The organism is Ruegeria sp. CL7, from assembly GCF_056536445.1.
Genome location: NZ_JBQFPQ010000003.1, coordinates 143,952 through 160,838 on the forward strand (window position 1 = coordinate 143,952; position 16,887 = coordinate 160,838).

Here is a 16,887-nt window from a genome sequence, read left to right on the forward strand (position 1 = left end):
AGAAACAAACACTGAAAACAGGCAGGTCTTTTATTCTGAATGACCGTTGTCCGAGCTTCGAAGAACCAGAGGCGCTGGCGGACCGAAGATTGAAATATTGCAACGCAACTCCAGGGGGACACAGTTGTGACCATAGATCAAATTTCCAAATCCAGACCTTACACCCCAAGCGACGCAGACTGGAAGATGATATATGATGTCCTTCCGGGTAAGGCTCAGATCGCCGACCCAGCCGTCATCAACCCACAATTCGAATGTATCGAGGTGACCGGAAACGCGGTTCTGCCAGCGAACGGCATGTATATCGTGCTGCGTGGCGTGGTTCAGCTGCGCCAGAACGGAAATCCATTGGCCAGCGCGGATGTCGGCGATTACTTCTATGAAGAACACCTTCAGATCTCGGATATCCCTGTCAGCCTAGAAGCGCTTGCGCTGGATGGAACCCGGTTGGCGTATCTGTCCAGCCAGAACTGGCTTCAGATACCAGAGAGCGTTCGGCAACCCTGTTTTGCAACGATGTTTGGTGATCTGGTCAGCGTTCAGTTGCAGAATTTTCAGCAGCCGATCAATTGTTGCAGTGTCACGGCGGCCGCTCTCAGCATGTCGGCGCTGGGGTTCAGCTGCGAAGTGAATGACATCTTCCGCGAATGCGCATTGCCCTCGTCCTTTGTCGTGAACGACGGAATCTCGCTGGGCGAGCTTTTTGACGTCGCCTGCACCTACATTCACACGCAGGGGCTGCGCGAGAGGGTTCAGGTTCAGGCCTATTTCATGGACGCAGACACAACCAGTGTGCCGCTGCTGCTTGAGGCGATCGACGAATCCAACCGGCTGGGCGGTGACAACGACATTCTGGTCGCTAATTTCCAGGTCGGTCTTGCCCATGGCAACAAGACTATGCCCGGCGGCCATTTTGCCGTCATCGCCAAGTGCAATCCAAGCACGGGGCTGGTGCATATGATGGATGTGCACCCTGAGAAATACGGCAAGCTTTGGGTGACAACCGTCGAACGGTTGTGGCAAGCCATGTCGGATCGTGACGGAACCTCGATGCGGTCCCGCGGCCTTTTGCGGTTTTCAGCACGGGCCGCGGTCAAGACGCACCTGAAGACCTTCAAGCAGCGGTGCAATTACGTCGACAGCACACGTTATCTGGCGAAAGATCCCAAGAAACGCCGCAACCTGTTCCGCCGGGCAACGCCCAACATGAACTCGATCGGCGTTTTGGTGGAAAGCCTCGCCATTCACGGCGACTACAGGGTGGACGAGGACGAGTTGCTGCGGGCGGCCCAGGTGTCGTTCACGGATACTGTCCGCCGGGTCGCCACCGCCAAAGACATGCACGACATGGTCGAAAAGTATATCAGACAATCCGAGAACCTGCATCTGAGCAGTTCGTTCCAGAGCTTTGAGACCCGCGACGACAAATCAATCCAAACCCCCGAAGACTGGTTCAAGGCGCAGTTGAAAAGCCTGACCCCCGACAGCAACCGTCACCTGATGATCAACATCGACTTCAATCGCGTCACCGGGATCGAGGCGATCCGCCCGCCGGACAACGTGTTCCGGGAAACTGCGTTGCTCGAAGAGTTCTGGTGCCTGTGCATAGACTATGACGAGGATGAAGACGTTGTGACCATAGTCGATATGAGTCCGGCAACCTCGCAGGTCTGGCAAGCGCCGCGGGGCAACATTTTCCGCGGTCTGCGGGATCTCGAAGACCCTGCATTGCTGGTGATCGAAGAGGTCGAACCGCCCGAAAACCCAAGCGATGTTGCCAGCATCATCAAGCACAATACGATGGTTCTGTTCTACGAGGACGAGGACCCGTGGTCCTATATGCTGCGCAGCATTCTTTCGAATATCGGGGCAACGACCGTCAAGCAGATCGACGTGGGCGGGCGCGATCCCAATATGATCAGGATGCGGCGGCAACTGGTGACGCTGGGCGAAAGACCGGACGTGCCGTATTTGTTTTTCAAAGGAAAATGCATCAGCAAAAGTGAAAAGCTGGAAGACATTGTAGACATGATCCAGGCCGGTGAATTGCAAGCCAGGATGCGCAGGGAAGGGTTGCCAGTATCCGAACTGAATGAAACCCCAAGCCTTGAGAAGAACCCGTTCGGCTATCCCAAGGGGGTGATGAATCAAGTGAACGCCGGAAAGCGAAACGTATTGCTCTGCGCCTGCGGGTCATCGGCGGCGGACAAGATCCCCGAGCTTGTCGAACGCATTGTCGACGCGGGGCATAACGTGAAACTGATCCCGTCTGTTTCGGCCGAGAAATTCTTTCGGGATTTCGGCGCCGAACGGATCGACGCCAAGATCACCCACAATGACTATTACCGCGACGATGACGAGTGGAATTTCCGCTATTTGAATTTCGACATGCCGGTGCGCGCCTCGCATCTGGCACTGTGTGACTGGGCAGATTGCGTCATAGTGGCCCCCATCACCTGCAACACGATGGGCAAGGTTGCCAATGGCATCGCCGACAATCTTTTGACCTCGGTCTTCGTGGCATGGCAATACCAGAAGAAACCCGTGATCCTCTGCCCCGCGTGCAATACGAATATGTGGAACAACATCACCACACAGAACAACGTCGACAAGCTTAAGACGCTTGGGGTCGATTTTGTCGGACCGCGCGAAGGTCGCCTGTCGAACGGCCGGATGGGCATCGGCATGATGGCAACGCCGGACCAGATCATGGAGGCACTGGAAGACGCGTTCGAGGAATTGGACGACCAGAAGTATCGCGTCTGCAAATGGGCGCGCGAGGCCGCTGCCGCCGATGATATCAACGAATGGAAGCGCGTGTTCCGTGCCATCGACGAAGGGGTCGTCGGGGTCAACATCGTGGACGAGGCCCATGGAGATTCACTGTTGCACTATGCAGCGGGCGGTGAAGGCGAACTGGGCGAAAGCGGCCATGATCTGGGTAAGCCGGATTATGAGGCCGCCCAGAACCTGATCGACAGGGGTATCGACGTCAACATTGTCAACGATCACGGATTCACCGCATTGCATGTGGCGGTGATGAACAAGGCACCGAAGATGGTGGAAATCCTGCTGCGGGCCGAAGACATGGATGCGACCTCGTGCATCGAATTCGTTCAAAGCATGCAGATCGAACCGGAAATCCGTTCCATGCTGGACGCCTGGGCGCAAGATCACAACCTGAGGATGGCAGACCCCGAACAGGGGCGTGACGAAAGCTTCGTGGAGGTGAACGAACCCTCTTACCTGTATTTCACCTATGGATCACTGAAGCAGGGGTTCCCCAATCATGACGCACACAGCGCGGTCCTGAATGAATTCGTGGGAACGGCGCGCACCCGGCAACCAATGCCCCTGATCATCCCGAAGGAACCATTCTGCGACAATCCCAACTGTGGGTATCTGCATCGCATGGCAACCCTTGTGGATCAGCAGGGGATGGGCAAGCAAGTGGGTGGAGAGGTCTACCGTGTCACCGAATCCGGCCTCGGCGAACTGGACAGGCTGGAAGGGTATTACGGCCCCGGCTCACCCGAGAATGTCTATGTGCGCAAGAAAATCAACGTCGTCATCGAGGGTGCGATGAAACCCGCATATGCCTATGTGATCGCTGATCCGGAAAAATACCTGAAAAGCTGGCGCGAGGGTACATCCGAAGTGGTGAGCGATTACACGCTGGACATGGCGCAGGGAGAACCCAAACCCGGGTTTGAACCCGTGGCCTAACAATCCCGCGTGCTGATCGGTGGCGGTTCCGAGCTGTCCTTGATGCCGAGGTTATAGGCCGTGATCGCCACCATACACAGCAGCACGAAGGGCCAGAAACTGGCCTTTGGGATCAGGTTGTCCCGATAATGGATGATCCGCAGCGACGGCACCGCCTCTGAGGCGAACAGGTACGTATTGATCGAAACCGCCAACAGCATAAAATACATAAGGAAAAAGAATGACTCCATATAGATCACGGGCGATCCGGCGAATCCTTCGCGCAGTTGCACATGGGCCAGCAGGATCACGAAGAACAGAACCGAACAGGTGCCGATCACGCTGGACGTGCTGAAGTCATGCCGCTCGACCAACCCCTCGCGGCGCGTGACGGTCATGACTGCACCGAACAGCAGCATCACCACGACCAGCAACGGGATCATGTGAACGATGAACGCGTTTGCAAAATTGCGTTTGATGACGAAGTTGTAATGCAACTCGGGCGTGTTGGTCTGGTAAGCGTTCTGCCGGATGCCCAGCGTCGTATCCAGTTTCGACAGCTTGTAGTCGAAATAGGTGTTTTCTCGCTCCCACGTGCCCATCACGATCCGGTTGTCGATCCCGAAAATGTCATCCGATCCGGTCGCCGGATAAGCCTCGAAGTCAGGAACCAGCGCGATATTGACCTCGAAAGAAGCGGGCGAGAACCGCACCCAAACCGTTTTGTGATCGAAGGGATAACTGGTGTAGTCGAAGCTCTGGCGCAGGGTTTGTTCAAAATACCAACCAATCAAGACGCCGTCGGGTTGTGACAAGCGGTATGCCTCTTCAACAAGGCCGCTTGCGGTATCGACCGCTTCGGGCAGAAGAAATCCAACCTCACCTTCGGCGGGAAGGATCGCATCATGTTCCTTTGCCTTGTAGTGCTGCCAGATATAGCCGGTAAGCCGCACGTCGCTGGCGCCCAGAAAGCTGAACGACTTTATGAAAATCCCCGTTCTCAAACGATAGTCCGGCGCCACGTCCATTCTGCACAGATACGCATCTACCGAAGCCTGATCGGGCAGCTGCGTCAGGTCTTCCTCGAAATGGTTCAGTTCGATCCAAAGCTTGAGCAACAAGGCGGCCAACCCAAAGGTCAGCAGGCCAGAGATAAGCCAAACCTTTTTTTCGACGCTCATTCAGCCTCCTGCCTTGCCGCCTAACTGGTCAGAAAATCCGCGCGGCCCAGCAAGGATTGGGTAATGCCCATCGCGGCAAAATGCTCGGTCATACCGGCAAAACCGCTATGCTCTGACGGTGGAATATTCTGCCTTCCGCTCTCGGCCAACAGCCGTGTTTGACGAATGGACAGGTCCACCATCGGCAACGGCTCGTTCCTGGTGAACGCGGCAAGGCCATCCGCATACTCCATTGCGGCATCCCAATCACCACGCGCCAGCATGACGGCGCTGGCATCGGGGAAGAAGTGCAGATGGCTGTGGCCAACACATCCCTCGGCGATGATCTCGGAACCCAGTTTCAAAAGGCGCGTTTGCTCATCCGGGTCCGTTTCGGCCATCGCCAGGGCTGACAGGGCCTTGGGTCCAACAAAGTTCCGGCCATGTTCAAGCGCGATTTCGACTGCTCGCAGACCGGTTTCACGTGCGCGCCCGACCTGGCCGGCATAAACCTGCGTTCTGGCCAAATGTTCCAACGCCTGCGCTTCAAGGCGTTTTGCGCCCACGCGCTCTGCGATTTCGGCCGAAACGCCAAAGGCTTCCAGCGCACGGTCGAGACTGCCCAGAAAGGTCTCGGCCACGCCAAGGCATGTTTGCGCAACACATTCCGGAACGAAAGCGAAATACGTCTGCGAGATTTCAATCGCCTCATTGGCATCTGCTCGGCCCTGCCCGACATCCCCAGTATAGCTGCGCGCCACGCTGAGATTGTGCAGATTGGCTGCAAGGTCCCGAACCAGCCCTTTTTCGCGTGCCCGTTCAGCGGCTTGGGTATAGAACCCCGCCGCCGTCTTCATCGAGGCTTTCATGAAATTGGCGTCGCCAAACCCACTCAGCGCCCCAACCTCAAGGCGCGGGGATTCCAGCTTGCGGGCAAGCGAGAGCGCCCGCTCGTTGGCCTTCAGCGCTTCTTTGTTCCGGCCCAGCGGGAAATAGACGTTGCCGCGCACATAGCTTATCTGGGCCTCATCTTCCTCGGACCCGCAGCGCTGTACCGCTGCCTCGGCCGTGTCGAGCGCTTCCAGTGCGTCCTGATACAGGCTTGCTTGCCGCGCCGCCTGCGCAAGCCCGATATGGGCCCGGGCGATTTGTTCGTCTGTTTCAGCCAAACCGGCGGCGTCTTTGAACTCGTCCAAAGCTTCGTTTGACAACCCCTGCAACCGATGGGTTTCGCCCCGCGCGCACAGCAGGTCAAATCGGACACCCGCCGGGGACGGCAATTCCAAAGCACGCTCGATCAGCGGGCTGGCATCGTCGAATCGGAAGGCTTGTATCAATTTGTCGGCTGCTTCCAGATAGGCTTGCGCCGCGTTATTGGCCCCGGCCCGGTCCAGATGCTGGGCGCGCAAGGTTGCATCCTTGTCTTCGAACCACTGAGCCGCCTGCCGGTGCAGGCGGGCGCGTTCGGATTTGACCAGTGTTGCATAGGACCCGTCCCGGATCAGCGCGTGGGTAAACATGAAATCGGGCCCTGCCTCTCGGATCAACGCCGAGCGGATAAGGTTGCTGGTATCCAGATGCCCTTCACCCAGAATGAAATTCAGAACTTCGGGCGAGAACCGTTGACCCAGAACCGATGCAGCCTGAATGGCGGTTCGGCTGGCGCGATCCAGTGCGTCCAATCGCGACTGAACGATACCCTGAATACTGCCCGGCACAGTTTCCTGTTTGAGCACATCCGTGTTTCGCAACAGCTGCTCCAGAAACAACGGATTTCCACCGGCGCGCTGGACGCAGGTTTCCAGCAAGTCGCGATCGATGGCCCGGAACTCTTCGACCAGTTGCCTGACGTGCTCTTCTCCCATCGGTGCCAGTTCCAGTTTTGACACCAGCGCGCCATCCGTGGCCATCTGCCAGTTCCTGTCGATCGGATCGCCCTCGGCCCGGCTGGTCATCATCAACACACAGGGCGTGTTCCGCGTCACCGCGGCGATATGAGAACACGCCGCCAGGATGTCGGGCGTCGCCCAGTGGATGTCTTCAATCTGAATAAGCAGGGGCGATTCCCGACTGCTGGCGGAAAGCAGCTCCTCCAGCACCTGACGCCGCCCCCGCAGACGGGTCTTGTTGTCCATCACCGCATAGACCTCGGCCAGGCCCGGATCCTGCTCGAGTTCAAGCAAAGCATTGAGGTGCGCAGCGTTGGAAGGGCTGACCCAGCCCTTGGTAATGGCCTCTTTTGCAACCGCCGCCCCGGTTTCCGCCCCGTCCGACGCCTCAAGCCCCAGAATGCTGCGTGCAACGGTCTGAATGGCTGAATGACCTTCGCGCGCACCGAAATCCATCACAACGCCGTTGTGGATCGTGTAGGACAGGCTGGTCGCCAATTCCGCCACTTGCTCGGACAAATGGGTTTTTCCAATTCCGGGTTCGCCCAGAACGATATGCACTTCACCTTTTCCATGGCGTTGGCATCGGTCGAATGTGGCCGAGAAAATCGACATCTCACGCTCGCGCCCGATGAATTTATGCCGTCTCGTCCGAATGTTCCTGGCCAGCCGGTCCAGACGCCAGACCTCAACCGGCTCGTTCAGCCCCTTGATCGCCTTGACCCCGATGGAGTCGCCCACGAACAACGGGCCCAGCGCGCGTTGAATGTCATGTGAGACCAGAGTCTCGCCGCCCCCTGAGATATCTGTCAGCCGAGACGCCAGATTCACCCCATCCCCTGTCACCGTATATTCCGTATGCGACTGGCTGCCTGTCGTACTGGCGATGACCTGACCCGAAGAGATACCGATATGGCAGGACAGCGGCGGTGATAACGTCGGAAGAACCGCATGAATTTCAGCTGCCGCCCGTGCTGCCCTTTCCGTGTCATTGGTATGTGAGATCGGCGCTCCGAAAACGGCCATGACCGCATCACCGATATGCTTGTCGATGCGGCCGCCGTATTTTTCGACCACATTGTCCACTTTGCTGAAGAACTGGTTGAGCAGTGCGTGCAGATCCTCGGCATCCAGCTTGCTGGACATTTTCGTGAACCCGGTCAGGTCCGCAAACATCACCGTGACCTGCCGCCGCGCAGGTTCGTGCGGCGCTGCGGGTTCAGGCTCTGCGGCGATCTGCGCGGAATCAAGTTGCTCGATGGCACGCAAAAGCCGCCGACGATCGCCGACAGCGGTCACACCGATTTCGATCAGATCCTCGGCCGTCAAATCAGGCAGAATGGAAAAGTCGATCTTATTATCAATGAAGGCCTGCGCGTACTCGTTTAATCCATTTGCGCTCAACCAGCCCCTCAGATCTTGAGACATGTCGCCCCTCTGAAGTCCCCCACTTCAAGCGAGAACCTAGCATGGCAGCGGGCGTGAGTCTGCAAAAACCAAATTAATTTGTGATTTTGAGCAGGGTTAATCCCCTTTTGATGCATTCACAGGCTTGAATTTCCAAACCCACTCGACAGGACAAATGAACGACAGGCCTCCGAGATTTCTCGGAATCGCGACCTTTCCCGCACATAAAGATACACCTCGCGCCTGTCCGGCAAATCCGAAATCGGACGAAAGGCGACTGCGTCCGGGATGAACTGCGCGACGGTCTGCGGCAGGACCGTGATCCACTGGCCTGCCCTGACAGTCGTGATCAGGGAATGCGTGTTGTGGATGGTAACCTCGGCTCTGTCCAGAATTTCTCGGAAAGGCGCGGACTCGATAAAGTCACACAGGGCGTTTCGCACGAAAGGCTGAGCCACCAGATCGCAAATGGCTGGCGGTTCCGCCCGTGTCATCAGCGGATGATCGGATGCTGCAACCAAACCAAAGCGGTCCTGAAACAGCGGCTCTGCACTGACCCCGTTCAGCGGAAAATGGCCGGACGCTATGCCGATATCAGACGTATCCCCGGCGACCGCATCCAGAACCTGCTGCGAATCTCCGTCTCGCAGCTCGATCTTCAGGCCGGGAAAACGAGACGTCATATGGCCCAGCAGGGCAGGAAAGACCAGCGCCCCCACGGACGGCACGGATACGATCCGGATCAACCCGTGCTCGGCCTGTGCCGCCAGTTCAATATTCTGAACAGCCTGATCGAAATCCCGCACCTGTTTGAGCGCAAGGTCGAGAACTTGCTGACCGAGCGGAGTAAGGTGGTTTTTCCGTTCGCCTTCAAACAGTTTCTTGCCAAGATGCTCTTCGAATTGTTTCAACATCATTGAGACCGCGGATTGCGTGCGGCCCAAACGGCTGGCTGCCTCGGCAAGATTTCCGGTTTGGGCCACGGTGCAAAAGCACCGCAGCATCTCTATTTTCACGGCCATGCTTCAATCTTTCTGAAGTTTTCTAAAGTTATTTGAGTTTGACTGATGTCGTCAGCAAGTTCCATTCTTTCGCAAACTGAAATTTGCGAATTTGGGGCCTGACGTGACCAAACTGAATCTAATTGCCGGCGAATGGCTGGCTGGCGAAAGCGAAATCGAAAACCGCAACCCATCGGATCTGAGCGATCTGGTCGGCATGTTCACACAAGCCAGCGCCGACCAGCTTGAGGCGACCCTGGATCAGGCGCGCGTCGCGCAGGCCGAATGGGCCGCCTACGGGCTCGAGCGCAAACAGGCCGTCCTGAACGCCATCGGCAACGAGTTGATGGCCCGCGCCGAAGAGCTGGGTACTTTGCTGAGCCGTGAAGAAGGCAAGCCGCTGGCCGAGGGCAAGGGCGAGGTTTACCGCGCCGGTCAGTTCTTCACTTACTATGCGGCCGAATGCCTGCGACAGATCGGTGAGAACGCCGATTCCGTGCGCCCCGATATCGAGGTGGACGTGCGCCGCGAAGCTGTTGGCGTGGTTGCCATCATCAGCCCGTGGAACTTCCCCACTGCAACCGCCTCGTGGAAGATTGCCCCGGCGCTGTGCTATGGCAACGCGGTTGTGTGGAAGCCCGCCAACATCACCCCTGCCTCGGCCGTGGCCCTGACCGAAATCATCGAACGGCAGGACATCCCGAAAGGTCTGTTCAGCCTGGTGATGGGCTCGGGCCGTTCCATCGGTCAGCGGCTGGTGGAAAGCTCCAAGGTCAATGCGATTTCCTTCACCGGGTCTGTGCCCGTGGGCAAAGGCATCGCCGCCGCCGCGATCCAGAACCTGACCAAGGTGCAGATGGAAATGGGGTCCAAAAACGCGCTGGCCGTGATGGACGACGCCGATCTGGATCTGGCGGTAACTCTGGCGCTGGGCGGGGCATTCGGCGGCACCGGTCAGAAGTGCACCGCTTCGTCGCGTCTGGTGGTTCACGCGGGCATCCATGATGCCTTTGTCGAGAAACTGGTTGCCGGTGCGCAGGCAATGAAAGTGGGTCACGCGCTGGAAGCGGGCGTGCAGATGGGCCCCGTCGTCAGCCAGCAGCAGTTGAATGAAAACCTCGCCTATGTCGAACTGGGCAAATCCGAAGGGGCCGAGCTGGCCTGTGGCGGTCAGCGCCTGGAGATGCCCCATGACGGGTTCTACATGTCGCCGGGCGTGTTCCTGAACACCACCAACGACATGCGCATCAACCGCGAAGAAATGTTTGCGCCCCTGACCAGCGTCATCAAGGTCGGCAGCTATGACGAGGCGCTGAGCGTTGTGAACGACACCAATTTCGGCCTGACCTCGGGCATCGTGACCAAATCGCTGGCCCGCGCCACCCATTTCCGCCGCAACGCGCGCACCGGCGTGGTGACGGTGAACCTGCCCACCGCGGGCACCGATTACCACGTGCCTTTCGGTGGCCGCGGCGACAGCTCGTACGGACCCCGCGAACAGGGAAAGGCGGCGGCTGAATTCTACACGACCGTCAAAACCGCCTATATCAGCGCAGGCCCCGTCTGATGCGGATCGATGGCCTGCAATATGCCAACTGGTCGGAAAAGATCTTTCGCCAGTTGCGCGAAGGGGGCGTGGACGCGATCCACGTCACCATCGCGTATCATGAGAATTTCCGCGAAACGGTACTGAATTTCGAGAAATGGAACCGCTGGTTCGAGCAATACCCGGATCTGATCATGAAAGGCCGGTGGGCCAGCGATATCGACACGGCCCGTAATACGGACCGAACCGCCGTGTTTTTCGGGTTTCAGAACCCGTCGCCCATTGAAGACGATATCGGGCTGGTCGAAATCCTGCACGATCTGGGCGCGCGGTTCATGCAACTGACCTACAACAACCAATCCCTGCTGGCGACAGGTTGCTACGAGGCCGAAGACACCGGCATCACCCGCATGGGCAAGCAGGTCATTAAAGAGATGAACCGCGTGGGCCTTGTGGTCGACATGAGCCATTCGGCAGACCGTTCCACGATCGAGGCGGCTGAAATCTCGGACCGGCCTATCGCGATTACGCACGCCAATCCGCACGAATGGTCCCCGGCCCTGCGCAACAAGCGGGATGACGTCATCCGTGCGGTAACGGAAAAAGGTGGGATGCTGGGCTTTTCGGTCTACCCTCACCACCTGAAAGACAAGTCCGATTGCACGCTGGAAAGCTTTTGCGAAATGATCGCACGCACTGCTGACAAACACGGGGCCGAACATCTGGGGATTGGCACTGACTTGTGTCAGGATCAGCCCGACAGCGTCGTGGAATGGATGCGTGTGGGGCGTTGGACAAAAGAGATCGACTATGGCGAAGGCTCGGCCTCGGCCCCGGGATTCCCACCGATGCCGGGTTGGTTTCAGGACAACCGAGACTTTGGCAACATCGAAGAAGGGTTACGCGCGACCGGCCTGAACGATGACGAAGTGGCCGGGATCATGGGCGGGAACTGGTATCGGTTCTTTGCCGAGAACTTCGTCCCACAAAGGTAACCAAATGGAACCACACGCGCAGACAGAGATCGCCAGACGTGACCCATCCACGGTCATGCGGCTGTCACGTTTGGGATCGTTGCACCAATGTCGGCTCAGCTTTATGCGGCAGCTGACGCGTCGCATGGCCGAGGAAAACTGGAGCTTTTCGCGCCCCGCGTTCGAAATTGACAACAAGGGTGTGGGCCATGCGGTCTACACTGCGCAAGGCCCTGATCGGGCCTATTCGCTGGTCGCCTTTGCCCATGACCTGCCACCCGATCAACGATCGGACCGGGTGATTGCCGAGGCCTGGGATGCCACCTTTACCTTGTTTGACGGCATTCCAACGTCAGAGGATATCGACCGTCTGTCGCAGAATGTTCCGTTGCAAGAAGCCGGACGCGTCAGCGAAGCCGAACTGTCCCTGTCGCGGGCGAACCGTTCCGTGCGGCTTTGGGCTCATGTGGTGGATCAGCTTGCTGCGGGGCGGCAACCCGACCTCGAACAGATCTACAAGGTCGGCTATCTGATGCGAACCACGGCCGTTTATGGTTCGGGCAAATTCGGCGCGGCGGACCGCGAAAAGACAGCCGGCCGGGCCGAAGTCAGCGGTCCGTTCCAGATCGAGATGCTGTCGGTCTATCTGACCCGCGCCTTTGTGCGCGATCTGGTGCAGCACATAGCGCAGGTCAAAGGCCGAGACCAGACCGCAGAGCTTGATCCAGACATCGCGCGCTGGCTGGGTATCGGGAATTCGACCGGCCTGGGTATGGCGCCGTTCATCGTCAATCACCCGGTGCTGTTCAACAACTGGATCATGGTGCGCGAGGAGGCGATCTCGCGCGTTCGGTCCATTGATGCGGCTTCGGAAGATGAAGCACGTGTCTTTTGCGATGTCTTTGCACGCTGCAAACAGTCAATCGCCTGGTGGCGATCTGAACACCCGGTGCAGGTGGAAAAGCTGGCGGCGCTGAATTCGGATCTGCAAGAAATCGAGAAATACCTGGCCAAGGATGATCTGACACAGGATCACCCCTGGAACCGACTGATCCTTTGGTCCGAAGCCGCGCTGACCGAAGAAGGTCAGGAGCTGCTGGCCTCTTTGATCCTTGAACCTTACGGCGCGCTTGTTGACGGGCTTGCAAGCTGCATGGCAGACACCGACGCCTCTGCACAGGTGATTGATGGGACCATGCCGGTATCAGCGGTGCGCGCTTTGATCCGGAACAGTTTTGACTGGGCTTTGAACCTTGATTGGGCCGCCGCCGAAAACTGCGCGCGGGCCTGGTACGTATCCGAAGAAAAGCTGGAACCCCGGCTGGGCGAGCGGTTCGAGGAGCCGATCTCGGATTATGAACAACCTCTTGCACCGGCGCGGGATGCAACCTTGGCTTTCGAAGCGTTGCAGAACTGGCCTGATGACGCTCCGATAGCAGAGTTTCTGTTGCGCCATCCGGAACACCGCCACAGCGTGCGCCGCGCGCAAATCAGCCGTATCGCTCCCTACGGTGAAATTCGAGACAACACGATCAGCGCGCAGGTGATGCCCATTGATATGCTGCGCGCCAAACTGTCCTTCTTTGGGGCGACGCATTTCGACCCGCGTTCGGATCGGTGGGTGCGTATCTGCATGTATGCGGGCGCGCCCTACCCGGAAGAGCTGAACACCGCGAACGCCGATCTTTGGGTTTATCCGGAGGTTGTGCAATGACCTTCTCGTTGAACGAAGTGGAAGCCACCGCCAAACGCGCAACCCGTGGGGCTGGATATGCCTGGGGTGTGGCGGAGGAGGCCGCGAAAGCAACCCGATGGCTTTGCGTCCAGGGGTTTGACGGGCCTGCGATCCTGTCCCAGTTGCTTGAGCTAGAATTTGCGCCGCACCTGGAACATCACATCCCAGAGGCCCGGGACGGCATGTGGGCCGGCGCCCGGGATCTGTGCCCCCTTATGACTGGATCGGCGCTATCAGATTGCCCGGACGCCCTGTCGCAAGGCAAAGTTCTGATTTCCAATGTTGCCGCACCTCTTCTGTTGCTGCCCTTTGTCGCCACCATGGCGAAAAAGCGGAAATCGACTGTGGAAATCACTTTGGACGGGGTTTCCGCGACCACTGATGGTGTCCATCTCAGCTGTGAAGATTTCGGAATGGACAAGGCAAACCGCGTAGGGATAACCGAAACCGGCCGCAACAGACCCACCCGTTCCTTGCACAGCCGCGCTGAACCGGATCCGGGGGCGTGGCAATTCCTCAACACTGTGGCGCATCGCACCTATGCCCCCGCAACTGAAGAATCCCGGCTGCTTGGCGCTGGTGCAGGCTTGTCAGACAACGATTGAAGGACCACCCGATGACCGAAACCAGAACCCTCTCGCTTGCCGAAATCGAAGAACTGTCATTCAATGCGCTGGTTGCCGCCGGCACAAGCGAAGAAAACGCGCGCCCTCTGGCTGTTGCCACAGCCGCGACCGAAGCGGACGGCGTGGCCAGCCATGGGCTGGCGTATATCCCGATCTATTGCGAGCATGTTCAATGCGGCAAGGTGGACGGTCACGCAAAACCGGCCCTTGAAACCCCGCGTCCGGGCCTCATCCGCGTCGATGCCAAAACCGGGTTTGCACATTCGGCCATCGATCTGGGTTTCGAGGCGCTGATCCCTGCGGCACGGGAACAGGGCATCGCCGCATTGGCGATTACAAACAGCTACAATTGCGGTGTGCTGGGCTATCACACGTATCGGCTGGCCCAGGCAGGGCTGGTCGGATTGGGGTTCACCAATGCGCCAGCATCCATCGCACCCTCGGGCGGATCGAAACCTGTTGTTGGGACCAATCCGTTCTCGATCGCTGCACCGGGTACGGATGGTCAACCCGCGCTGCTGATAGATCAAAGCGCCAGCACCATCGCCAAAAGCGAAGTGATGAAGCATGCAAGAGAAGGCAAGGCCATTCCTGTCGGATGGGCGCTGGACGCTGACGGCAACCCGACAACCGACCCTGACGTTGGTTTGAAAGGCAGCATGGCCCCCTCGGGCGGCTACAAGGGCGTGGGTGTTGCTTTGCTGACCGAAGTCATGGCCGCTGCCCTTACCGGATCGACACTTGGGTTGAACGCATCGCCTTTTTCCGGAACGGCCGGTGGCCCCCCGAAGACAGGGCAGTTCTTCATTGCGATTGATCCCGTGGCGTCCTCTGCAGGTTTGTTTTCAAATGCCATGGCAACTCTGGTTGAGTCGATCAGATCTCAGGACGGCGCGCATCTGCCCGGTGATGGCCGCCGCAAGAGCCGGCTTTCGTCAAGCGAAGCGGGTGTCGCAGTGAACTCCGCAACCCTGTCAAAGATTGAAGCGATTTTGGGCTCCGGCTAGGCGACGGCCTCACCTTCCATTCGGTGCAGTGACCAATTGGCGGCAATCCCCAAAATTGCGCTGGACAATTCAGTCAAAGGATTTGCCTGTCTCTGATTTACAGGCGCGTTGATAGGCAACGGGATATGCGCCTGTATCCCGTGCCGCAAAAAGCGCAAGTCGCGTGTGAAATCCGATATGCGGCGATCCGTGCCGCGCGAAAACGTTCGGCAGACAAAAAGACTGGCAGCGCGTTGAAACCCGACAAGACCGATGTCTCACGGTCTTTCTATCGGCTGTCGTGACGTGTTGGCGTTGAAACACAACTGGGCCAGACCCAAATCGCCGCTCGCTGCACGACCCAAGAACCTGTGATTCTCGCTGCCATTCGCTGCGCATGCTGCCAAGGACAGCCAAAGCAGCGATTTAGCGGAGTATCCGGCACTTGGCGGTCGTTGCGCAAAAAAGTTGCAAAACGGTCCGTTTGATTGCCTGCAGCAAGCCACATTGCGGCTCTACTGCAGGCTCTGCCTCTCAACTTTCCAGGAAATCGGATATGACTGTAGCGGCCTGTTTCAGTTTCGGAGCAAAAAGGGGCGCACTCCAAAACCCGGTCAGTATTGAATGCTCATTGACAGGCTTTGCGACGAGAGTTCCTTCTCAACGACCCTGGTCTCGTCGATCACGCAAGTAGCAGTTTTTTCACCAGATACATCCAGTCTCACATAGTAAGTTCATGGCCATCCCATTTTGTTGTTTAAGTCGCTGCAATCATTGCAGCGTCCCAGCCGATGACCGCATCTCAATTGCTCAAAACGCTACATCTGTCCGATGAGCTCTGGCTTCAGACCCCAGGTTCAACAGTCAAGGTTATTCTGCCGCGATCGCCTTCTCTTGCCGTCTCTCGACGTCTTCGATCAGCAGCGTGCGGGTTGGGAACGGAATATTGATATCGGCTTCGTCCAGCGCCTCTTTGACTTTGCGCTTCATGTCCGCCTGGTATTGGAAGTAGTCCGAAGACTTGCACCACACGCGGACAAGAAAATCGACGCTGCTGCTGCCAAGATTGTTCACCTGGATGAACGGTTCGGGATCAGCCAGCGAACGGGCGTCCGACATGATCGTCTCGCGAATGACGCGCTCGGCCTCCGCCAAGTTGACGCCGTATCCAACGCCGAACGTCCACTCGGCACGACGGGTCTCGTAGACGGAATAGTTCTTGATGGTGTTTCCCCACACCTCGGCGTTGGGAACGATAACCTTGACGTTCCCCATATCCGCAATTTCGGTGTAGTTCAGGGTGATATCTTTTACGGTTCCGAGCACGCCATTCACGTCAACGAAATCGCCGATCTTGAGCGGTCGGAACAGGATGATCATCACGCCGGCTGCAACGTTGGACAATGTGCCTTGCAGGGCAAGACCAATGGCCAAACCCGCGGCACCGATCAGCGCGATGATCGACGTCGTCTGCACCCCAAACGTGTTCAGAATGAACAGCCCCGTAAACGCCAGGATCGTATAGCGCGCCAGATTGCCAAGAAAGTTGAAAAGCGTGTCGTCCAGACCTTCCGAGTATTCACCGACGCCCCGGATCTTCCGGCCGACATATCTTGAAATCACAATCCCAAGAACCAATAGAATCAGCGCCGCGATCGCGTTCGCGACGAGGCCAAGAAGGGCCTCGAGCGTCAGCAGGTCGCTCAGCGATTTCCCGTCATACAGCTCGGTATTCAGAACTTGTGACAGTTTGGCCCAAACGGTGTTCGTCACGGTCTCTGCGGTCTGTGCAATCTCGTTTTCCATGGTGTTCCTCGTGTTTCATCGCCTGAGTTTTTTCTTGCAGCGCGGTCCTGCC

Annotated in this window: 10 protein-coding genes; 6 read left to right on the forward strand and 4 right to left on the reverse strand. The window is 57.8% G+C overall.

Annotated elements, in window-relative coordinates; genetic code table 11:
- Positions 1-126 precede the first annotated feature (126 nt).
- Positions 127-3,726: a flavoprotein gene (locus ACR0LI_RS10945; RefSeq protein WP_480718506.1), complete on the forward strand. Its 3,600-nt coding sequence runs from the start codon at positions 127-129 to the stop codon at positions 3,724-3,726.
- On the opposite strand, the gene ACR0LI_RS10950 is transcribed toward ACR0LI_RS10945, so the two are convergent.
- From ACR0LI_RS10950 to ACR0LI_RS10960, 3 genes are all read right to left on the reverse strand, one after another.
- Positions 3,723-4,886, reverse strand: a complete 1,164-nt coding sequence (locus tag ACR0LI_RS10950) for a hypothetical protein (RefSeq protein ID WP_171635544.1) — start codon at positions 4,884-4,886, stop codon at positions 3,723-3,725. The genes ACR0LI_RS10945 and ACR0LI_RS10950 overlap by 4 nt on opposite strands.
- A gap of 20 nt (positions 4,887-4,906) precedes the next feature.
- Positions 4,907-8,182 carry an adenylate/guanylate cyclase domain-containing protein gene (locus ACR0LI_RS10955; RefSeq protein ID WP_480718507.1) on the reverse strand — a complete coding sequence of 1,092 codons (3,276 nt, stop codon included), beginning with the start codon at positions 8,180-8,182 and terminating at the stop codon, positions 4,907-4,909.
- A gap of 116 nt (positions 8,183-8,298) precedes the next feature.
- Positions 8,299-9,183 (reverse strand): LysR family transcriptional regulator, encoded by an 885-nt coding sequence (locus ACR0LI_RS10960; RefSeq protein WP_171635540.1) that lies wholly within the window; start codon positions 9,181-9,183, stop codon positions 8,299-8,301.
- Between the two features lie 103 nt (positions 9,184-9,286).
- Between ACR0LI_RS10960 and ACR0LI_RS10965 the strand changes: the two genes are divergently transcribed.
- Genes ACR0LI_RS10965 through ACR0LI_RS10985 form a run of 5 tightly spaced genes read left to right on the forward strand, consistent with a single transcriptional unit; the run spans position 9,287 to position 15,050 of the window.
- Positions 9,287-10,729, forward strand: coding sequence for an aldehyde dehydrogenase family protein (locus ACR0LI_RS10965; RefSeq protein ID WP_480491776.1), 1,443 nt, complete (start codon positions 9,287-9,289; stop codon positions 10,727-10,729).
- Positions 10,729-11,703, forward strand: coding sequence for a membrane dipeptidase (locus tag ACR0LI_RS10970; RefSeq protein WP_480491774.1), 975 nt, complete (start codon positions 10,729-10,731; stop codon positions 11,701-11,703). Before ACR0LI_RS10965 ends, ACR0LI_RS10970 begins: the two co-directional genes overlap by 1 nt.
- Before the next feature lie 4 nt (positions 11,704-11,707).
- On the forward strand, positions 11,708-13,396 hold the full coding sequence (locus tag ACR0LI_RS10975) for a hypothetical protein (RefSeq protein WP_480718508.1): 1,689 nt from the start codon (positions 11,708-11,710) through the stop codon (positions 13,394-13,396).
- Entirely contained in the window at positions 13,393-14,022 is a 630-nt protein-coding gene (locus ACR0LI_RS10980) for a DUF3726 domain-containing protein (protein WP_480718509.1), read from the forward strand. The genes ACR0LI_RS10975 and ACR0LI_RS10980 overlap by 4 nt, the downstream gene beginning before the upstream one ends.
- Positions 14,023-14,033: 11 nt before the next feature.
- Positions 14,034-15,050, forward strand: coding sequence for an Ldh family oxidoreductase (locus ACR0LI_RS10985; protein ID WP_171724076.1), 1,017 nt, complete (start codon positions 14,034-14,036; stop codon positions 15,048-15,050).
- Positions 15,051-15,899: 849 nt separating this feature from the next.
- Here ACR0LI_RS10985 and ACR0LI_RS10990 read toward each other — a convergent pair.
- Positions 15,900-16,835, reverse strand: a complete 936-nt coding sequence (locus ACR0LI_RS10990) for a mechanosensitive ion channel family protein (protein WP_480718510.1) — start codon at positions 16,833-16,835, stop codon at positions 15,900-15,902.
- Positions 16,836-16,887 lie beyond the last annotated feature (52 nt).